The organism is Nocardia sp. NPDC058114 (genome assembly GCF_042884695.1).
In the GTDB taxonomy this organism is placed as follows: Bacteria; Actinomycetota; Actinomycetes; order Mycobacteriales; family Mycobacteriaceae; genus Nocardia.
In genome coordinates, this window is record NZ_JBHVTK010000008.1 from 243,732 (window position 1) to 264,369 (window position 20,638).

The window sequence follows — 20,638 nt, forward strand, 5'->3', positions numbered from 1 at the left end:
GATTCAGGTGCCGATCGGTGTTCTCGCCAGCGCGGCGGCCACGTCGGCGGCTCGGCGCGCCTGGTCGGCAGTGACGGGTTCGTGGGTGATGAACAGCCGGTGGAACAGTGGTGCGACCGCGAGCCGGACGATCTCGGCGGCGTCGACCTCCGGGTCGACTTCACCGCGCGCGACCGCCCGCGCCACGATCGCCGCCGCCTCGTCGTGTCTCGCCGCGTAGAAGCCGCGCAGCGCGTCGGCGGCCTCGGGATGTTGCATGCCTGCTGCGATGAAAGCTGTTGCCAGCGATCCTGATTCGGGATCGGTGAAGCCCTGTCGGAGCAATTCGGTCAGCGCACGGAGATCTCCGGTGAGGGTGCCCGTATCGGGGATCGGCCATGGCTGTTGCGAGGCGCGCTCGAGCGCGTCGGCGACGAGCCCCTCCGGGCCGCGCCAGCGCCGATAGACGGTGGTCTTGTGCACTCCGGCGCGCTGAGCGACAGCTTCCATGCTCAGGTCCTGGTAGCCCCGCTCGGCGAGTTCGTCCGCCGTCGCGTCGAGAACGGCTTCCCTGACTCGGGCGCTGCGTCCGCCGGGGCGTCGTTGTGGTTCCAAAAACAACTCCTGTTGCGTTAGCTGTCGCGGTTTTGTACTGTTAAAGCTACACGAGTAGCGATTGGAGCACTGTTTGACCACTCAACTGTCCCTGCGCGGAGTCTCGAAGTCCTATGCGGACCGGCCCGTGCTCGACACCATCTCGGCCTCGATCCGGCCCGGTGAACGCGTCGGTATCGTCGGCGAGAACGGCGCAGGCAAATCGACGCTGCTCGACCTGCTCGCCGGGCTCGCTCGACCCGACGCGGGCACGATCACCGTCACCGCCGAGGGCGGGATCGGCCACCTCGCGCAAACACTGCCCGGCGACACGGTCGGTGCGGCCATCGAACTGGCGCTGGCCGAACTGCGCGAACTCGAGGCAGGCATGCAAGCCGCCGCCGAAGCGCAGGACATGGACCGCTACGGCGCGCTGCTCGCCCGTTTCGAGGCGCGCGACGGCTACGCCGCCGATGCCAGGGTGGACGCGTCGATGCACGGACTCGGAGTGGCGGGTATCGGCCGTGACCGACCGCTCGACAGCCTGTCCGGCGGCGAACGGGCCCGCCTCGGGCTGGCCTGCCTGCTCGCTGCCTCGCCGGAGGTGCTCCTGCTCGACGAACCGACCAACCACCTCGACGACGCCGCGCTCACCTGGCTGGAACACCGCCTGCGCACCCATCAGGGCACAGTCGTGCTGGTCTCGCACGACCGGACCTTCCTCGATCGGGTGGTCACCGCGGTGCTCGAGGTCGCCGACGGCGCGTTGACCCGCTTCGGCGGCGGCTACACCGGATTCCTGACGGCGAAGGCGGCCGCACGCATTCGCTGGGAACAGGCCTATGCGCAGTGGCGCAGCGAGATCGGGCGGCTCGAGGAGTTCGCCACGAGCACTGCCCAGCAGGTCGCGCCGGGTCGCGCGATGACCGACAACAACAAGATGGCCTACGACCGCAATGCCGGGCGGGTGCAGAGCTCGGTCGCGTCGCGGGTGCGCAATACGGCCGAGCGCCTGCGCCGGCTGCGCGAGGACCCGGTGCCGCGACCACCCGAACCGTTGCGGTTCCGCGGCCGATTCACGGCAGGCAGCGGCGTGGAGTTCCACCTCGGCGCGCTGACGCTCGGCCCGCGCGAGCGGCTGCTGATCCACGGACCCAACGGTTCGGGCAAGTCGACACTGCTCGACGCGATCCACGCGGCAGCACCGGGACGCATCGGCTACCTGCGCCAGGACGAGCGCTTCGATCCGGCCCGAAGTGTCACCGACACCTACGGATTCGGGCGCGATTCATTGCTGGCGACAGGGCTGTTCGCCCCCGAACTGCTCGATCGTGAGGTCGGTACCCTCTCGGAAGGTCAGCGGCGCAGGCTCGCGCTGGCCGGTGTGCTCGCCGGTGAACACGACCTGTTGCTGTTGGACGAGCCGACCAACCACCTGTCGCTGACCTTGGTCGAGGAAGTCGAACGCGCGCTGAGCGAGTATCGGGGTGCGGTGGTCGTGGTGTCGCACGACCGGGCGCTGCGCCGCCGTTTCCGCGGAATACAGAAGGGAATTGAGGACTTTGGCTGAGATCGTGCAAGTGATCGACGTGCCCGGCGCTCCGTACGGGATCACTGTCGGGCCCGACGGGGCGCTGTGGTTCACGCTGGTGACGCAGGGTGTGATCGGACGTTGCGCGGAGGGGATCGTGCGGTCCTATCCGCTCGCGCAGTCCGACGGGCAACCGACGGTGATCGTCGCCGGTTCCGATAATGACCTGTGGTTCACCGAGTTCCAGGGTGGTCGGCTCGGGCGGATCACCGTCGACGGTGGGGTGACGAGCCTGTCCGTGGAAGGTCCCTACGGTGCGTGCGCCGGGCCGGACGGAGCGCTCTGGTTCACCGAATTACAGGCGGGTCGGGTCGGGCGGCTGGCCGCGGACGGCAACCTCACGCGCGTCGAGGTCGACGGTATGCCCTCGATGATCACGCCCGGGCCCGATGGGGCGCTGTGGCTCACGGTGAACCAGGGCAACGCGATCGCCCGCGTCGACACCGACCTCGCGCTGCGCGTCTACCCGATCCCCACGCCCGCGGCCGCGCCGGTCGGCATCACCGCGGGCCCCGACGACGCACTGTGGTTCACCGAAATCGGCGCGGGTGCGATCGGGCGCATCGACCTCGACGGTACCGTCGCCGAATTCGCGCTCCCGGCGACCGACGCCCGCCCGCACGCGATCGTGGCAGGCCCCGACGGTGCGCTGTGGTTCACCGAGTGGGCGAGCTGCCGTCTCGGCCGGATCACCACCGACGGCACGATCACTCATCTCGACCTACCGGGCGCCGAACCGCACGGACTCACCGTCGACGCTGCCGGTGACCTCTGGGTAGCGATGGAATCCGGTGCACTGGTGCGGGTTTCCCTGTAGCGGCCGCCGTGCCGGTGACCTACGGCGTGGTCAGCGCCTTGACGACCGCGGTCCCGAAGCCGAGGTCGTTGCTCGTCGGCATGCGGGTGTAGGTCCCGCCGGTCTGGTCGGCGAGGGTCTGCAGGGTTTGGGTGCCCTGGCCGCCGACCACGACGATGTCGATGCGAATGGGCTTGCCCGACTTGGTCGCGGCGGTGATCTCGTCGACCAGCGCGGTGCCGGTCAGCGTCGAATCGTCGTCGGGACCGTCGGTGATCAGCAGAATCGAATTCGTGCGACCGGGGGAGTAACCGGCCACCGCCGCGCGGTAGGCGGCGAGCAGGCTGGGATAGGCCTGATCCGCGGCGAGCTGGCTCGGCTTCACCGCGGTGACCGCCGAGCCGACCGCATTGCGCTGGGAATCGGTGAGCAGCTCGGTGGCCGCCTGCACCTTGTACGGAGTGGTGCCGTCGAGGTTCTTGCCGAACGTCCACAGGCCGAGCCCGAAGTCGGGCGGCATCACCTGCAGGGTGGAGGCGACCGCGGCAATCGCGTTCGACAGCCGGGTGGTCGAGCCCTCGGCGGTACCCATCGACGACGACACGTCGAGCAGGACCGTCGCGTTCACCCCGAGCACCGGGTTGGCCAGCGTCGACTGCACCTTCTCCAGTGCCGCGCGCGGCGGATTCGCCGGTGCCGAACCGATGGCGGGCCCGAAGCCCTCGGTGGCGAGCGCACCCGCCTGCTCCGGGGCCCGCAGGAAGTCGATGAATCGTGACGCGATCAGATTCTGGGTCTTGTCGACCCACGGACCCGACATCAGCGCGGCGGGATAATCGGCCAGCGGCGCGCTGCCGACCGGCCGGAACGCGGTGAGACCCTCGGTGCCGAGCTGCTGCTGGGTCGCGGCGACCGCGTGCACATCGTCATCGAGGGGATTCGCGCTGATCTCCGACATGGCGGTCATCAAGTCGGCCGGTGCCTGCGCGCCGGCGGCGAGCCCGGAGATCGCGGCGACGACCTGACCCGACTTGGCGGCCTGCTCGGTCAACGGTTCGGTGCCCGAGATCGCCGCGCCGATGGACGCGGCGGCGGCGGTCGTGGCGTCACCGGCGGGCAGTGCCATGCTCAGCCCACCCCAGCCGGACAGGCCGACCTCGTCGAGTGAGCCCTGCTGCAGTCGTGGCAGGTCGGCCCAGGAGATCTGATGCTGTTCGAGCGCTTGACGCAGGGCATCGGGCACGGCGAGCACGATCGGGCTGGTGGCGATCGAGGCGGGTGTGCCCTCGATCAGACCCGGCACCCGAACCAGCTCGATCGACCGGCTCGAATCGGCGATCCACAGCCCCGGCTGCGGACCGAGACCCGGATCCCATTTCGTGGTGTCGGCGAGACCGGCGACCAGCGCGCTCGACGGGCGGGCCGACACCTTCACCTGCGCGCAGTGGTCGCGCACCCGAGGCTTGGTCGCGTTGAACCGGTCGGCCGCGGCACGCACCGGGCCCGAGATCGCCGGATCGACGGTGACGTCGAGCTGTGAGGCCCCCTCGACGCACTCGGCGGCGGCCGCGACATCGGTGGTCGCCGCACGATCGCTGAGCTGGACCCAGGCGAAGACGGCGACGATCACCAGCACGATTGCCGATGCCGCGATAACCGGACCCTTGCTGATACTTCGAGAACTGGTCCCGTTGCGATGCGTACCCACGCGGCAAGTTTAAGGACACCGCGCGCAACCGCAGCACAGCGCATACCGGTGCGCATCGCCGCAGGTCACAGCAGGTGACAAGAGTGGTCAGCCTCGGTCGAGGCAGCGCATGCAACCGTGCAGTGCGTGCCGGACGCGCAGAGCCGGGTGCCACAGCGGACACCCGGCGCTGCCGGTCACGCGCGAATCACGCGGCCGCGATCGTATTCACGACCACCCCACACCCCTGACTGACCCGTCTGTGCCGCGTACTCCGCGCACCCCGCGAGCAACGGGCACCCGGCGCAGATCTTGCGGGCGTAGTCGAAGTCCTGCGACGGGTAGGGAAACCACGCCTCGTGGTTGGGGTCACCACGGCAGGCGGCGCGGTGCCATTGCCCCGAATCGGACAGGGTCAGCAGTTCGGTCAGTGCGAGGTCGGTGGTGGTCACGGCGCGTACTCCTTCCAGATCCGGCGCTGCTTGCGAGCGAGCGGGTCGGGAGCCTTGGGCTCCCACAGCAGCCGCATCCCCGCCTCTTCCGGGGTGCGGTCGGCCTTGCCTGAATTGCACGGTGCGCAACAGGCGACGAGATTGCCCCAGGTGTTCGGTCCGCCCCGGCTGCGGGGGCGGATGTGGTCGACGGTGTGCGCCCAGTCGGCGCAGTAGCCGCAGCGGTGCTTGTCGCGACGCAACACGCCGGCCAGGGTGGCGCGGCTGTCGTCACCGATCGGCGTGACGTGCGCCAGGTAGACGTAGCGCACCAGCCGGATCGTCTCGGGCAACGCGATGACCAGATGCTGCGAGCGGATCGGGAACCGGGGTGCCCGCTCGATCACGGTCTCGGCGGCGCCGCTGATCAGCAAGGTCACGGCCCGATCGGCGGTGATCTCGTCGAGGGCCTCGTAGCTGGCATTGAGCACGAGCACCCTCGTGTGTATCCAGGTGTCGGGAGCGGGCGCCGTCGGGTCGACGGCATGACGAATCAGCATGGGAATCACCATGTTTCGAGAGAGGTGTGAACGTCGGGAGCGGAGGAGGGTCGGGCCGGTCAGGCCACGATCAGGAAACGGCCGGAGCCATCGATATCCAGGCGCATCGCGCGATGGACCGAACTCGCGCGGCGAAAGGTCTTATCCGATTCTCGCTGTGGCGCTTGCTGTTTCACGGCCGTCTCCTCCTCTCGATGCTGCTCGTCGGTTCCTCGCCCGATGCGAATCACCTGCGTGAAATCATGGTGGCACACCGTGTCCGAAATGTCGGCTGATTTATTTCGGGGCACAGAGTTCTGCTGCGCGGGGACGGGCCGGTCCTCGGCTGACCTACGTCCGATCGGCGGCGACCAGTTCGGCGCAGCGTTCGCCGACGAGCATCACGGTGATATTCGGATTGACCGTGGTGTGCGCGGGGAACACCGAGGCGTCGGCGACGCGCAGACCCTCGACGCCCTTGACTCGCAACTCGGGGTCGAGGGGGCTCATCGGGTCGTCGACCGCGCCCATGCGGACCGTGCCGACGGGGTGGTAAACGGTGTTGTGGGTTCGGCGGACGTAATCGGCGAGTTCGGCGTCGGTCTGCGCCTCCGGCCCCGGATACAGCTCACGCGCCACCCAATCCGACAGCGGTGCGGTCGCGGCGATCTCGCGTGCCTTGCGCAGACCGGCGATCATCACGCGCATATCGTGACCGTCGGGGTCGGTGAAGTAGCGCGGGTCGACCTTCGGCTTGTCCCGGAAATCGCGCGAGCGCAAGCGCACCGTGCCGCGTGAGCGGGCATGGGTGACATTCGGCGTCAGGCAGAAGGTGTTCTCGGCGGTCGGATACCCCTGCCGCAGTGTGTGCATGTCGAAAGGCACACTGCCGTAGTGCATCATCAGGTCCGGCCGGTCGAGGCCGTCCTCGGTCGGGGTGAAGATACCCGCTTCCCACCACTGGGTGGAGCTGTCCACCATCGGTCGTGTCGTCTCGAAACCGATCACACCCTCCGGGTGGTCCTGCAGGTTCGCGCCGACACCGGGCGAGTCGACGACCACCTCGATGCCGTTCTCGCGCAGGTGAACTGTGGGCCCGATGCCCGAGAGCATGAGCAGCTTCGGCGAGTCGATGGCGCCGGCGGAGACGATCACCTCACGGTTCGCCGTGATCCGGGTGGTGCGGCCGAACGCGTTGTCGGTGATGTCGACCCCGACGGCCCGCCCGTTCTCGATCACGATCTTCTTGGCCCACGCGCCGGTCCGGATGGTGAGGTTCGGCCGGTCGAGGTGAGGGTGCAGATAGCTCACCGACGACGACGAGCGCGTTCCGTCGGTTCGCCGGTTGATCTGAAAGAAGTTGGCGCCGTTGACGACTGTGCGCCCCGCGTTGAACTCGGCGCGCGGGATACCGACCGCCTCGCAGGCGTCGAGCAAGGCGACACCGCACGGATCGTGCGGCGGCACCGTCATGATGTGCACCGGGCCGCCGCGGCCGTGGTGCTCGCCGGGGGCGTCGTTGGTCTCGATCCGCGGGTACAGCCGATACACCGAGTCCGCACCCCACCCGGTGGCGCCGTGCTCGCGTTCCCAGGAATCCAGATCTTCACGCGGAGCCCAGAACGCGATGCAGCTGTTGTGCGAGGAGCAGCCACCGAGCACCTTGGCGCGGGCGTGGCGCATGAACGAATTGCCGTTCTCCTGCGGCTCGATCGGGTAGTCCCAGTCGTAGCCCGATTCCAGCAGTTCCATCCAGCGATCGAGTCGCAGGACGGCCGGGTCGTCGACATCGGACGGTCCCGCCTCGAGTAGACAGACGGTCACCGACGGGTCTTCCGACAATCGTGCCGCGACGGCCGCTCCCGCGGAGCCGCCGCCGACGATCACGTAATCGTATGTGGTCACCGCTGTTCCTCCCGATCGGCGAACCAGCCGGTGACGCCCGGCCGGAGATTCTCGTAGACGTGCTTGGCCTCGCGATACTCGTGCAGGCCGGACGGACCGAGCTCGCGCCCGACACCCGAGCGACCGAAACCGCCCCACTCGGCCTGCGGCAGGTACGGCCCGAAGTCGTTGACCCACACCGTGCCGTGCCGCAGCCGGGCGGCGACGCGGCGGGCGCGCGCGGCATCACCGGACCAGACCGCGCCCGCGAGCCCGTATTCGGTGTCGTTGGCGATGGCGACGGCCTCGTCTTCGGTGGTGAAGGTCTCCACGGTCACGGTGGGCCCGAAAGCCTCGTCGTGCACACACGCCATCGCGCGGGTGGCGTCGTCGATGACGGTCGGCAGGTAGAACCACCCGTTGTCGAGATTTCCGGAGCCTCGGTCGCCGGTGGCGAACGCGCCACCGGTGCGGATGACGGCACCCTCGGCGCGGGCCTGCTCGACATAGGCGTTCACCTTGTCGCGGTGGGCGGCCGAGATCAGCGGCCCGGTTTCGGTCCCCTCGGCGAAGGGCAAGCCGAGCCGGATCTGCTCTGCGCGGCGCACCAACTCGTCGACGAAACGGTCGTGTGCCGATTCCTCGACGACCAGGCGCGCGCCCGCCGAACACACTTGACCGGAGTGCAGGAAGGCCGCGTTCAGTGCGTTGTCGACGCTGGCGGCCAGCCGTTCGTCGGTGTCGCAGGCGTCGGCGAAGACGACATTCGGGTTCTTGCCGCCCAGCTCGAGTGCCACCTTCTTGACCGTGGCGGCCGCCTCGCGCGCGATGATCTTGCCGGTGGCGAGCCCGCCGGTGAACGAGACCAGGTCGACATCGGGATGTTCGGACAGCGGCGCACCCGCGGTGGCGCCCGCGCCGAGCACGAGATTGGCCACCCCGGCGGGCACGCCGAGGTCATCGAGCACCGACATCAGCAGAATCGCGGTGTGGGGAGTCAGTTCAGCCGGTTTGAGCACGAACGTATTGCCTGCCGCCAGCGCTGGGGCGACTTTCCAGGCCGCCTGCAACAGCGGGTAGTTCCACGGCGTGATCAACCCGCAGACCCCGACCGGTTCGTAGACGATGCGGGAGTCGATGTCAGGGGAGCCCGCGTCGACGATCCGGCCCGCGTCGTCGGCGGCGAGCTTGCCGAAATACCGGAAGCAGTTCGCGATGTCGGACATGTCGATGTCGGACTCGTAGGGGCGCTTGCCGGTGTCGAGGGTCTCGGCGCGCACGAACTCGTCTCGTCGCGCGTCGATCGCGTCGGCGACCCGCAGCAGCAGGTCGCCCCGCTCGGCGGCGCCGGTGCGGCGCCACGGGCCTTCGTCGAAGGCCCGCCGGGCCGCGATGATCGCGGCGACCGTGTCGTCGCGGCCGGCCTCGGCGACGACCCCGACGAGGGAATCGTCTGCCGGGCAGCGAATTTCGCGCGTCTGCCCGGACGCTGACGGTCGCCAGGAACCGTCGATATAGAGAGTGTCGCTCATGCTGATCCCTTCACAGTTCGCGGTCGGTGCTGTCGACGTCGCCGGATTCGGGCTCGTGGTGATCGCTCGCCGCGCGGCGCAGGTGCAGATAGCCGAGGTGGCGTTCGTACTGGTCGAGAATGTCACCGATGATCTGCTCGCGGCTGTAGCCGTTGAGCGAGTAGCCCTGCGACCCCTCGGCCAGGTAGACCTCGCAGCGGAAGTAGCGATCCCCGGACCGTTGCGCGAGCACGGCATAGGTCGGGGCCGGTGCCGAGACCGGCCAGATGCCGTACTCGAACCGGGGCTCACTGGCCTGATCGACCAGCAGGCGCGGGGACGGCAGACCCTCGTTGGACTGGGAATCGTCGATGGTCGCCGTCATACCCATGTGCTCGAACTCCGCGGCGACATCGTGCATCGCCGGATCGACGGTGCCGCTGATGAATTTGCGGGTGGCCGCGGGCCCCGGGTAGTTGATGGTCGAGAGCAACCGGCGACGCCAACTGCTGAGTTCGGCCGGTCCACGGCCCGCGGCGAAAGCCTTGGGCAACGAGGTGCGGTAGCTGTCGAGTTTGAACGACTCGTTGCGGACAGCGCGCAGCAGCGCGATGCCGATCAGCGCCAACACGAACGAGAACGGCAACCCCATGATGATGGTGGCATTCTGCAGGGTCGTGATGGACCCGCCCGCACCGGCGAACAGCATCGACAGGGTGAGCACGCCGATCGCGGCCGACCAGAAGATGCGGGTGCCGGTGGCACAGTCGGCCATCGGATCGGGCAGCTTCGAGGTGAAATTGCCCATGACCAGCGACCCGGAATCGGCGGTGGTCACATAGAAGAGCAGCCCGGTGATGGTCGCGACGCCGAGCAACAGTGTCGCGCCGGGATATTTCTCGAGCAGCGAGTAGAAGCCGAGTTCGGCTCGGTCCGCGGTCTTCTCGGCGAAGGCTCGGTCGTCCCTGGCGACCTCGAGCGCGCTGTTGCCGAAGATCGAGATCCACATCAGGGTGAAGCTGAACGGCACGACGAGCACGCCGAAGATGAACTCGCGCAGCGTGCGTCCGCGCGAGATGCGCGCGAGGAACAGGCCGACGAACGGTGCCCAGGCCACCCACCACGCCCAGAAGAACAACGTCCAGCTGTCCAGCCAGGTCGACGGCGCGTTCGCCGTCTCGGGGTTGCGCTCCCACGCGAAAGTGTCGAGGGTCCGGTCGGGGAAGGTCGACAGGTAGTCGCCCGCGTTCTGGGCCAGGCCGTTGAGCAGGAAATCGGTGTTGCCCGCCACCAGGATGTAGATCAGCAGCGCGATCGCCATGATGACATTGAGCTCCGACAATCGCCGGATGCCCTTGTCGACGCCGGTGGTAGCGGAGATCGTGGTGATGGCCACCGACAGTGCGATCAGCCCGATCTGGGCGGCCTTGCCCTGGGGGATCCCGAACATCTGGTGCAGTCCGTAATTGAGCTGGACGATGCCGATGCCCAGCGAGGTGGCGATGCCGAAGATGGTGCCGAGCACCGCGGCCACATCGATCGCGTCGCCCCACCGGCCGTGTACGCGCTTGCCGAAGATCGGATAGAGCGCGGCACGGATCGTCAGCGGCAGGTTGTGGCGGAACGCGAAGTAGGCGAGTGCACCGCCCATCAGCGCGTACATCGCCCAACCGGTGATGCCGTAGTGGAAGATCGTCCAGGCCACCGCGTTGCGGGCCGTTTCGTTGGTGCCCGGCTCACCCAGCGGGGGACGCAGGTAGTTGTAGACGGGCTCGGCGACCGAGAAGAACATCAGGTCGATGCCGATACCCGCCGCGAACAGCATCGACGTCCAGGAGAACAGGCTGTACTCCGGCCGTGACTCCTCCGGTCCCAGCCGGTAGCGGCCGTACCGGCTGGCGCCGAGGAAAACGACGAGGCCGAGGATGGCCGTGGCGAGCACGAAGTACCACCACCCGAACCAGGTGGTGGTGAACGTCTTGACCTCGCCGACGATGGTCTCGGCGCTCGACGGTGAGGCCAGTGCCCAGATCCCGAAGGCCAGCACGGCGCCCGCCGCGATGAGGAACACCGGCTTGTTGACCGAACGACGATTCGCGACCGGATGTGCCGGGACCGCTTCGTCCTCGGTCCCGGCAGGTGATCGTTGCGTGCCGTTGTCCCCGGGATTGCTGACACCACCCATGCGAGGCAGGCTAGTTCGTGCCTACCCCGCGATCGGGGACCTTCAGTGGTTGCCGACCTCGTGTTCGAGCCTGCGCGCCACCAGATCGCGGGCTTGTTCGCGCAGCGCCGGCCGGTAGCCACTCGGATACACCGGATCTCCCGGCGCGTAGTTCTTGAGCACTTCCTTGGCGAGGGTGATCTTGTGCACCTCGGTCGGGCCGTCGGCGATGGCCATGACCTCGGCGTAGGTGGTCATGTCGAGGAAGGGCAGGTCGGTGCTCACGCCCATCGCGCCGTGTAGATGCAGTGCGCGGCGGGCGATGTCGTTCATGACGGTCGGCATGGCGATCTTGATGGCGGCGATGTCCTTGCGGACGGCGCGATAATCCTGGGCCTGGTCGATGCGCCACGCGGTGCGCAGGACCAGCAGGCGGAACTGCTCCATCTGGATCCAGCTGTCGGCGATGCGTTCCTGGGTCATCTGGAAGCCGCCGACGACACCTTTGCGGGCCGGGCGCGACACCGCGCGCTCACACATCATGTCGAAGGCCTTGCGTACCAACGCGACCGTGCGCATCGCGTGGTGCACGCGTCCGCCGCCGAGCCGGGTCTGCGCGACGATGAACCCGGCGCCTTCCGCGCCGAGCAGATGATCGGCGGGCACCCGGACATCGGTGAATCGCAGATGCCCTTCGTGTTCGCTGAACCCGGGCACGGTGAAGTTGCGCACCAGCTCGAGACCGGGCGCATCGGCGGGCACGATGAACATCGACAACCGCTGGTGCGGTTCGGCTTCGGGGTCGGTCACGACCATCACGATGTGGAAGGTGGCGAATTCGGCGGCGGAGTTGAACCACTTCTCGCCGTTGATGACCCATTCGTCACCGTCGCGCACCGCGGTGGTGCGGAACGCGGTCGGGTCGGAGCCGCCGGTGGGCTCGGTCATCGCGTAGCAGGAGCCGATCTCGCCGTCGAGCAACGGCTGCAGGTACTTCGCCTTCTGCTCCTCGGTGCCGAAGTGCGCCAGGATCTCGGCATTGCCCGAATCCGGTGCCTGACAACCGAACACGAGCGGCGCCCACATCGAGGTACCGAGCACTTCGTTGAGCAGTGCCAGCTTGAGCTGGCCGAAACCGGGACCACCGAGCTCGGGACCGAGATGGCAGGCCCACAGGCCCTGATCCTTGACCTGCTGCTGCAGCGGCCGCATCAGCGCCCGGATCTCGGGGTCGGCGCGGTCGTAGGGGTTGGGGTAGAGCAGATCCAGGGGCTCGACCTCGGTGCGAACGAACTCCGCTACCCAGTCGAGTTTGCGCTGGTACTCCGGATCGGTCTCGAAATCCCAAGCCATGGTCAGCCTTTCGTGTTGTCGCCCGTGGCGCGCAGCCCGGACAGGACGGTGTCGGTGAGGATGTCGGCGATCTCGGCGGGGGAATGGGAGCCGCGCTCGCGGTACCAGTAGCCCAGGGAGTTGAGCATGCCGAGCATGCCGTTGGTGACGATGTGGTCGGCGGTGCGTAGTTGACCGGCCGCGTGGCCCGCGTCGATCACGTCTTGCCAGTGGCGCTGCAGCCGATCGCGCAGTTGCTGGAGCACGACCGCGTGTTCGTGGGTGAGTGCGTCGGCGTCACGCAGGTGCACGGCCACCGCGCGCCGATGGGTGACGATCAGCTCGACGTGACTGCGAATCAGCAGGCGCAGGGTCTCGACAGGGTCGGCATCGGCCTCGATGATGCGTTCGGCGTCGGCGAGCAGCAGCCGGGTGTAGTCGCGCAGGATCGCCCACAGCAGGTCTTCCTTGGAACCGATGTGGTAGTACAGCGCACCCCGCTGGACGTCGGCTCTCGCGCCGATCTCGGCCACGCCCGTGGCGTGGAATCCGCGTTCGGCGAACAGCTCGAGCGCGGCGTCGTGGATCCGCTCGCGGGTGTCGGCGCGCTCGGTGGCACGAGGGCGTCCGCGACGGCGCACGGGCGATACCGGTTCGGTGGTCACGGCGCCTCCGTTCGGTCCGGCACGCGACTTAATGTTCCGATCAGTACATTAATTGCCTGCGCACCTACAATCAAGGGGTGACCCGCCGCGCCCATGCCTCCGACCTCGGTGGCTCGGCGTGGCGGAATGGACGGAGGCCGCAGGGCGTTCGAACCCACACGAGGTGTCACCTCTACCCACGGGTAACATGACATCGACTTTTCCCACCCGGTTTTCACCAAAGTGAGGCAGTAGATGACAGAGCGGATTCAGGTCGGCGGGCTCCAGGTGGCGAGCGTTCTTCACGATTTCATCGAGAACGAGGCGCTCCCCGGTACCGGCGTAGATTCCGCCGCGTTCTGGGCCGGCGCCGAGCAGATCATCAACGACCTCGCCCCGCGTAACCGCGCTCTGCTCGCTGAGCGCGACGAGTTCCAGGGCAAGCTCGACGCTTGGCACGGCGAGAACCCGGGCACCGGCTACGACAAGGCCGCCTACAAGCAGTTCCTGACCGAGATCGGCTACCTCAAGCCTGAGCCGGCCGCGTTCCAGATCGCCACCGAAAACGTCGACACCGAGATCGCCACCACCGCGGGCCCGCAGCTCGTGGTGCCGGTGATGAACGCGCGCTTCGCGATCAACGCCGCCAACGCGCGGTGGGGCTCGCTCTACGACGCGCTCTACGGCACCGACGCCATCCCCGAGGCCAACGGCGCGGAGAAGGGCAGCGGCTACAACCGCGTGCGCGGCGACAAGGTCATCGAGTGGGGCCGCAACTTCCTCGACGACGCGGTCACCCTGATCACCGGTTCGCACCTCGGCTCGGCGTACTACAAGATCGTCGACGGCGAGCTCGAGATCGGTCTGGAAGACGGCACCGACATCGGCCTGGCCGACCCGTCGCAGCTCGTCGGCTACCTCGGCGATCCCGAGGCCCCGACCTCGATCCTGCTCAAGCACAACGGGCTGCACATCGAGATCCAGGTCGACGCCACCTCGCCGATCGGCTCCACCGACACCGCCGGTGTCAAGGACATCGTCCTGGAGTCCGCGCTCACCACGATCATGGACTTCGAGGACTCGGTCGCCGCGGTCGACGCCGACGACAAGGTCGTCTGTTACCGCAACTGGCTCGGCCTGATGAAGGGCGACCTGGCCGAGGAAGTCTCCAAGGGCGGCAAGACCTTCACCCGCACCATGAACCCCGACCGCGTGTTCACCGCGCTCGACGGTTCCGAGCTGGTCCTGCACGGTCGTTCGCTGCTGTTCGTGCGCAATGTGGGTCACCTGATGACCTCCGACGCGATCATCGACGCCGAGGGCAACGAGGTCGGCGAGGGCATCCTGGACGGCCTGATCACTTCGCTGATCGCCGTGCACTCGCTCAACGGTGACAACACTCGCCTCAACTCGCGCACCGGCTCGGTCTACATCGTGAAGCCGAAGATGCACGGCCCCGACGAGGCCGCGTTCACCAACGAGCTGTTCGGCCGGATCGAGGACGTCCTCGGCCTGACCCGCAACACCCTCAAGGTCGGCATCATGGACGAGGAGCGCCGCACCACGGTCAACCTCGCCGCGTCGATCGAGGCCGCCAAGGACCGCGTGGTGTTCATCAACACCGGCTTCCTCGACCGCACCGGCGACGAGATCCACACCTCCATGGAGGCCGGGCCGATGGTCCGCAAGGCCGAGATGAAGGCCCAGACCTGGATCACCTCCTACGAGGACTGGAACGTCGACACCGGCCTGGCCAAGGGTCTGCCCGGCAAGGCGCAGATCGGCAAGGGCATGTGGGCCATGCCCGACCTGATGGCGGGCATGCTCGAGCAGAAGATCGGCCACCCCAAGGCCGGCGCCAACACTGCCTGGGTGCCCTCGCCGACCGCTGCCACTCTGCACGCCACCCACTACCACCTGGTGGACGTGTTCAAGCAGCAGTCGCAGATCGCCAAGGGCGGCCCGCGCGCCACCGTCGACCAGATCCTCGAGATCCCCCTCGCCCAGTCCACCGACTGGACCGACGAGGAGAAGCGTCAGGAACTGGACAACAACTCCCAGGGCATCCTGGGCTACGTGGTCCGCTGGATCGATCACGGTGTCGGCTGCTCCAAGGTGCCCGACATCAACGACATCGGCCTGATGGAAGACCGTGCCACCCTGCGCATCTCGAGCCAGCTGGTCGCCAACTGGCTGCGCCACGGCATCGTCACCGAGGCCGACGTGATCGCCAGCCTCGAGCGGATGGCCCCGGTCGTCGACCGCCAGAACGCGAACGACAAGACCTACCGCCCGCTGGCCCCGAACTTCGATGACAACATCGCGTTCCAGGCCGCCAAGGAACTGGTCCTGGAAGGCACCACGCAGCCCAACGGCTACACCGAGCCGATCCTGCACCGGCGTCGTCGTGAGTTCAAGGCCGCGCAGAAGTAGTGGTGTCGACTGCATGAAAAGTAGCTCATAGCAGCTCTTTTCGTTCGAGGCCCCGTGTCGGAGACATCCGAGGCGGGGCCTCTGCCGTCACCGGAGATCACCTGGGATACCGGCTCGTCACGCTCAAAACGGTCACAAAAACGGTCACAGGCAGAACGCGCTGACATCGTCCGCAGAAGTGATCTACCAGTGGGTTCGCGTCTCTCCTTTGGGCTGACGTTGCGGCAATGCGGCATGGGTTGTGGCCGCCCGGTATCGGCTACAGGACCGTTTCGCAGACTTTCGGAGTCCCCGATACTTGGGCGAGTGCATGGGTTGACGCTCGCCTTGAAGTTGCCCGGTCGTCGGCGTGTCGGAGTACGACGCGCGGGGGAATTGCAGCACATAGCAATCAGACAGCTAACTGTCTATGCTCTGAAACGTCAACCATTCGCTTGCATCAAGTGGGACGTGTCCGTCGCAGCAGGCTCATGGGCCTGTCGAACCAGTAGAGCTATTGTCTAACATAGATATGCGTATCTAGGCATATTGTGTTGGTTCCCTCTCGGCGTCGGGAATCATCCTCGGTTACATACATTGGCTGTCGAGTGGGGAAGGCCTCGGGCCCAAATGCGTGGCGCGTATGGCAGTTCCGGGTCGGCCGCTGGAGATCTGGACCCGATCGGCGTAAATCTGTCCCCGCAGTTCGGCGGCAGATTCTGCGTACACGCCCGTGCTACGAAACCATCAAGCACAACGATGGGCGTGGTTCATGCAGAAACTGTGTCCGGTACGGGTCATCGCGTGCCATAGGTTCGATCTACGCTTCCTCTCCTGGACCTCCCGGACTCGGTCGGCTCAAGGTCAAGGTAATTGCGCTACCGAAAGTGACAGGTGGGCGATGATGAGAGTCGTCAGTAACTCAGCGCTGCTGCCGGTTCGCTAGTCGCTATTCGTGACCTGGGCCTGGCAGATCTGCTGGCGCGGCGGAACTGGGAGGCGGATCCGGGCCCGGCGCCTGGAAGATCACAGCAAACAAGCCCGGTACTCGACCCGGGGTCTACGAGTACTAGGGGGCTCGTGGTTCGCGATCGCGTGGAACCCGCGTGCCCTGGCGCGGTGGTGACCGCGTGCCTCCAGGATCGGTTGTGGTGCATGAATGCAGGAGTGCCCCTGCGAGAGAACGCCATTGAATTGATGGCTGTGATCATCCTGATCATCGTGGCGATGATCGCGATCAGCGGAACGGCTGCGTGGAATCAGCGAAGGAACATATCCTGCGACGAGTTCCCCTGCCCGAAAGACCATCCTGTCGGCTGCCGCTCCCATCGGCATGTGACCGTTGGCGCCGAACGGCGCTGCGGCTCAGGGTCATCTAGTTCATTACCGGTAGTGATGCGCGCTGAACGGCCCGCCTGTGCAGGTCTGGTTTGGCGGATGAGGGCGCTCGTCCTCAGTTGTGCATCGCCGTGATTGCGCTGTCGGCGGCGGGCGGACGGGGTGCTGTGAGGGGTGCGTCAAGCGGGCCGTGAACTCGCCGAGACGATGTGCTCCGCCAGCGATGCAGTCGTCGTGACCGAGCGTGTGGACTGGGAGGAACGCGAACGCGCACGGCTGCCAATGTTGGCGGTCGAGTTGCTCGACCGATGTAGCGAGTATGCAATCCTGGGCGAGCCGTGCCACAGTTCGGTTTGGTATCTGAAATGCAGGTGTGCGCCGGGGCTCTCTCACTCACCTGGTCAGTCGTCGCGACGGCCCGATTCGATCCGCCGCTCGCGGCGAGTTTTACTGGGCCATAAGAACTTGAGAGTGATGCCCTTGAGCCCCCGGGCGCGGCGTCGGCTGCGTTCGTCGAGGTCGAGCATTGAGGACACCATCTCTGCGCCCAGGACATCCGCCATCCGACGGTCGAGTCGATAAATGATCCGCCGAGACCAGAACACGTGAATCGCGACAGCTGACACACCGTAGGTGACGAGCACCAGAGCGAGAACCTGCCACCATAGAATCTCCGGAAGAATGCCGAGTCCTGTGGCGTATTCGGCGAGGTAGCTCATCGCAGGGTGCAACACACCCAGCAACATCAACGCAGCGATGACGGGCGCGAAACGTCCCGCCCGCTGTAAGTCGGCGCTGACGATCGCTTCGGCCAGTGCACCTCGTTGCTGGAGGGGGGACAACTCGTCGTATCGGGGTCCGATGACCAAGACGAATTGCTCGACGGTCAAGCGGGGGTGTACTCCGTCCACGCACCAGTCCGGTGCGTTGCCCAGTTCGACCTGCGGGGCCTGCACCCCGAACCTTTGGGCGAGCTCGCCGACTTGAGTCTCGATTTGATCTTGATCCACCAGCAGATGATGTATCAAGTGATTGACTATCGCCTGTCGAGCCGTGCAGGCCGACCCCGAACGGGGGTAAGCGCTCGGTAGGACGCTATCTGCTGCTCGGAGTGTGGGGCAAATTAGGGAAGCTCGAGATAGCCTGCGTGTTGTCGCTTTTCGGTCAGGGGGCTCGGCATCGACTTAGCTGTCGCGGCCGCCGCGGTCGAACCGTGCTGCTGTCTGCCGACGAGCGCCGGCGGCGCGGCGCAGCGTCGATCTTGGGAATCACCTTGCTCAGCCAGTCCGGTTCTCACCGTTTCAGATGCCGTCCGCCAACCCGACCGCGAAATCCTTTCCCGACCTCGGAGCTTCGGCGCTTTCTTGCTGCTGTCGACCCCTGGTCGACGAGATCAAAGTCGGACGTCAGGTCATCGTTCGGTGCGCGTAGATCCCATGAACAACCTATTGAGATCGGTGTCGGGTGGTAGGGCCATCACCCACCCCTGCGGGTGCGTTGTTGGCGGTTTCGGGTCCTCCGCCGCTGCACTGCGCATACCGGTGCCACATTGCTGTGTCCTATAACTGATGCACCGGCTCGGGTCCTCTTCCTGCATGTTCTGTTGGTTTCCTGTTTCGGGCGGCTTCTCGGTGGCCAGGCGCTGATCCTGCACGAACCAGGTTCAGCCACCCGATCCGTACTCCACGATCGGCTTCTTGGCAGGGATGAGCCCCACCACGGGATCTTGTGCCGGATTGGTCTGTGTAGTTCTGTCTGAGCAGACTGCTGCGGCAGGGTTGGTTGCGCTGGCGGGTAGGTCGATACTTGGATGTTGAGATGTGGGGCCTAGGAGAGAGTCGGTGAGATGGGTCCGTTCGAAAGTGAATGTAAATCGGGCGATCGGCGTGTAAACGTGCAGGTCGATTAGTGTGCTCCCCGCGCGAGCGGGGATGAGCCCGGTTTTCACCCCTCGGTGATACTTCGACCTGCGTGCTCCCCGCGCGAGCGGGGATGAGCCCATCAGCTCACCGCCCATAACCCTCGCCCCGGCGTGCTCCCCGCGCGAGCGGGGATGAGCCCATGAAGTACGGGTACAGCGCGCCGACGCCCTCGTGCTCCCCGCGCGAGCGGGGATGAGCCCAACATTCCGCGACCGCCGGCCGCGCGGCTACGGTGCTCCCCGCGCGAGCGGGGATGAGCCCAGCCTGGTGATCGGTGCACCGAGCCGGGACCGGTGCTCCCCGCGCGAGCGGGGATGAGCCCGGAACCTTCGGCCTGACCCAGGAGGGCTTGGAGTGCTCCCCGCGCGAGCGGGGATGAGCCCCGGGTGTGCACCTGCGTGCTGAGCAGGGTCATCGTGCTCCCCGCGCGAGCGGGGATGAGCCCCGAGGAGACGACCCGCCATGCCTGAAATCCGAGTGCTCCCCGCGCGAGCGGGGATGAGCCCAAAGCGGCAGAGGCGGCGGGCTTGCCTGTTGGGTGCTCCCCGCGCGAGCGGGGATGAGCCCGCGGTAGCGCCGTCAACGAACTTGAAGCATTCGTGCTCCCCGCGCGAGCGGGGATGAGCCCCACGAACCGACTCCAGAGGGAAGCCCGGAAGAGTGCTCCCCGCGCGAGCGGGGATGAGCCCGGCCCGGATAGGTGCACTCCCACGGGATTACGGTGCTCCCCGCGCGAGCGGGGATGAGCCCTGGATCGACCACGGGTGCGCTCATCCGGCTCTGTGCTCCCCGCGCGAGCGGGGATGAGCCCCGGTCTGGCGCGCGCCCGGAGGAGGCGAGCCGGTGCTCCCCGCGCGAGCGGGGATGAGCCCTGCCCGCGCTCGAGAAGGGCATGACCGGGGTAGTGCTCCCCGCGCGAGCGGGGATGAGCCCGAGACTACGCCCACCTTCATCCAATGCTAGGTGTGCTCCCCGCGCGAGCGGGGATGAGCCCGGCGCCATCGGCTCGAGGCGGTCGGTGACGGGGTGCTCCCCGCGTGAGCGGGGATGAGCCCAACGTCGACCTGGAGTTCACCCCGCCCTGGCCGTGCTCCCCGCGCGAGCGGGGATGAGCCCCCAGGGAGCGCAGTGGAATCCGAGCAGCGATGGTGCTCCCCGCGCGAGCGGGGATGAGCCCACCCACCGCAGGACGGGATTACCGCCGGTGCGGTGCTCCCCGCGCGTGCGGGGATGAGCCCACCCACCGCAGGACGGGATTACCGCCGGTGCGGTGCTCCCCGCGCGTGCGGGGATGAGCCTCGAGTGGAGCGCACGAACATAGTCGTCGACCGGTGCTCCCTGCGCGAGCGGGGATGAGCCCAGAGGGCCGATCCAGTCGGTAAGGGGCATCGGGTGCTCCCCGCGCGAGCGGGGATGAGCCCAACCCAAGGGTGGTGTGTTGATCGGATCGTGAGTGCTCCCCGCGCGAGCGGGGATGAGCCGACACGCCGACTTCGGTGGTTGGCGCTGGTGATGTGCTCCCCGCGCGAGCGGGGATGAGCCCCGGCTGGCCAAATGGAGGAGACCGGACCTGCAGTGCTCCCCGCTTGAGCGGGGATGAAGCCCTGGATGGGTGCCTGGTGGCCGAAGATCGTCCGTGGTCCCTGCGAGAGCGGGAGGGGTGCAGACCAACCAACTTCGCCTCGATGGCGGCAGCGGTGGTTGGAATACTAAAGTCTAGGCTCATTGACAGTGAATTTCGGTGAGGGTGGGCGCGCTGCTTCCACGAAATTGGAAACCCGGATCGGGCTTGGTAGAGAACTGCGGTTTCCTGG

General features: G+C 67.0%; 14 protein-coding genes and 1 CRISPR repeat array. Of the genes, 3 read left to right on the top strand and 11 right to left on the bottom strand.

Annotated features, from left to right (window positions below; translation table 11 throughout):
• Nucleotides 1–3 precede the first annotated feature (3 nt).
• The gene (locus tag ACFVVI_RS27260; RefSeq protein WP_387447413.1) at nt 4–594 is read right to left on the bottom strand and encodes a TetR/AcrR family transcriptional regulator; all 591 of its coding nucleotides are present in this window, start codon (nt 592–594) and stop codon (nt 4–6) included.
• A gap of 61 nt (nt 595–655) precedes the next feature.
• Here ACFVVI_RS27260 and ACFVVI_RS27265 point away from each other — a divergent pair, with 61 nt between their 5' ends.
• Both ACFVVI_RS27265 and ACFVVI_RS27270 read left to right on the top strand, forming a co-directional pair.
• Nucleotides 656–2,143, top strand: a complete 1,488-nt coding sequence (locus tag ACFVVI_RS27265) for an ABC-F family ATP-binding cassette domain-containing protein (RefSeq protein ID WP_387447414.1) — start codon at nt 656–658, stop codon at nt 2,141–2,143.
• Nucleotides 2,127–2,981: a virginiamycin B lyase gene (locus ACFVVI_RS27270; RefSeq protein ID WP_387447415.1), complete on the top strand. Its 855-nt coding sequence runs from the start codon at nt 2,127–2,129 to the stop codon at nt 2,979–2,981. Before ACFVVI_RS27265 ends, ACFVVI_RS27270 begins: the two co-directional genes overlap by 17 nt.
• A gap of 19 nt (nt 2,982–3,000) precedes the next feature.
• Here ACFVVI_RS27270 and ACFVVI_RS27275 read toward each other — a convergent pair whose 3' ends face one another.
• The 9 genes from ACFVVI_RS27275 to ACFVVI_RS27315 all read right to left on the bottom strand — a co-directional run bounded on the left by ACFVVI_RS27275 (nt 3,001) and on the right by ACFVVI_RS27315 (nt 13,173).
• Nucleotides 3,001–4,668 carry a VWA domain-containing protein gene (locus tag ACFVVI_RS27275; protein ID WP_387447416.1) on the bottom strand — a complete coding sequence of 556 codons (1,668 nt, stop codon included), beginning with the start codon at nt 4,666–4,668 and terminating at the stop codon, nt 3,001–3,003.
• A gap of 176 nt (nt 4,669–4,844) precedes the next feature.
• Complete coding sequence (locus ACFVVI_RS27280) at nt 4,845–5,099, bottom strand: WhiB family transcriptional regulator (protein ID WP_378991918.1); 255 nt, start codon at nt 5,097–5,099, stop codon at nt 4,845–4,847.
• A complete protein-coding gene (locus ACFVVI_RS27285; RefSeq protein WP_378991919.1) occupies nt 5,096–5,638 on the bottom strand; it encodes an HNH endonuclease in 543 nt (180 codons plus the stop codon). The genes ACFVVI_RS27280 and ACFVVI_RS27285 overlap by 4 nt, the downstream gene beginning before the upstream one ends.
• A 59-nt stretch (nt 5,639–5,697) precedes the next feature.
• Nucleotides 5,698–5,928, bottom strand: coding sequence for a hypothetical protein (locus ACFVVI_RS27290; protein ID WP_378991921.1), 231 nt, complete (start codon nt 5,926–5,928; stop codon nt 5,698–5,700).
• Nucleotides 5,929–5,968: 40 nt separating this feature from the next.
• On the bottom strand, nt 5,969–7,522 hold the full coding sequence (locus ACFVVI_RS27295; protein WP_387447417.1) for a GMC family oxidoreductase: 1,554 nt from the start codon (nt 7,520–7,522) through the stop codon (nt 5,969–5,971).
• Nucleotides 7,519–9,033, bottom strand: a complete 1,515-nt coding sequence (locus ACFVVI_RS27300; protein ID WP_379312260.1) for an aldehyde dehydrogenase family protein — start codon at nt 9,031–9,033, stop codon at nt 7,519–7,521. Before ACFVVI_RS27300 ends, ACFVVI_RS27295 begins: the two co-directional genes overlap by 4 nt.
• A gap of 10 nt (nt 9,034–9,043) precedes the next feature.
• Nucleotides 9,044–11,197, bottom strand: coding sequence for a choline BCCT transporter BetT (gene betT, locus ACFVVI_RS27305; RefSeq protein ID WP_387447418.1), 2,154 nt, complete (start codon nt 11,195–11,197; stop codon nt 9,044–9,046).
• A 42-nt stretch (nt 11,198–11,239) separates the two neighbouring features.
• Nucleotides 11,240–12,529, bottom strand: coding sequence for an acyl-CoA dehydrogenase family protein (locus tag ACFVVI_RS27310; protein ID WP_378657790.1), 1,290 nt, complete (start codon nt 12,527–12,529; stop codon nt 11,240–11,242).
• Between the two features lie 2 nt (nt 12,530–12,531).
• Nucleotides 12,532–13,173: a TetR/AcrR family transcriptional regulator gene (locus tag ACFVVI_RS27315; protein ID WP_387447419.1), complete on the bottom strand. Its 642-nt coding sequence runs from the start codon at nt 13,171–13,173 to the stop codon at nt 12,532–12,534.
• 234 nt (nt 13,174–13,407) lie between these two features.
• Here ACFVVI_RS27315 and ACFVVI_RS27320 point away from each other — a divergent pair, with 234 nt between their 5' ends.
• On the top strand, nt 13,408–15,585 hold the full coding sequence (locus tag ACFVVI_RS27320; RefSeq protein ID WP_387447420.1) for a malate synthase G: 2,178 nt from the start codon (nt 13,408–13,410) through the stop codon (nt 15,583–15,585).
• A 1,718-nt stretch (nt 15,586–17,303) separates the two neighbouring features.
• Here the strand turns inward: ACFVVI_RS27320 and ACFVVI_RS27325 are convergent.
• Nucleotides 17,304–17,912: a hypothetical protein gene (locus ACFVVI_RS27325; RefSeq protein ID WP_387447421.1), complete on the bottom strand. Its 609-nt coding sequence runs from the start codon at nt 17,910–17,912 to the stop codon at nt 17,304–17,306.
• Between the two features lie 900 nt (nt 17,913–18,812).
• Nucleotides 18,813–20,428: a CRISPR direct-repeat array (repeat unit 29 nt; unit sequence GTGCTCCCCGCGCGAGCGGGGATGAGCCC).
• The last annotated feature ends 210 nt before the right edge of the window (nt 20,429–20,638 follow it).

Excerpts from the sequence above, each read along its gene's own strand:
- ACFVVI_RS27300 (WP_379312260.1), bottom strand. The coding sequence starts at position 9,033 with ATGAGCGACACTCTCTATATCGACGGTTCCTGGCGACCGTCAGCGTCC.
- ACFVVI_RS27320 (WP_387447420.1), top strand. The coding sequence starts at position 13,408 with ATGACAGAGCGGATTCAGGTCGGCGGGCTCCAGGTGGCGAGCGTTCTT.
- ACFVVI_RS27285 (WP_378991919.1), bottom strand. The coding sequence starts at position 5,638 with ATGCTGATTCGTCATGCCGTCGACCCGACGGCGCCCGCTCCCGACACC.
- betT (WP_387447418.1), bottom strand. The coding sequence starts at position 11,197 with ATGGGTGGTGTCAGCAATCCCGGGGACAACGGCACGCAACGATCACCT.
- ACFVVI_RS27310 (WP_378657790.1), bottom strand. The coding sequence starts at position 12,529 with ATGGCTTGGGATTTCGAGACCGATCCGGAGTACCAGCGCAAACTCGAC.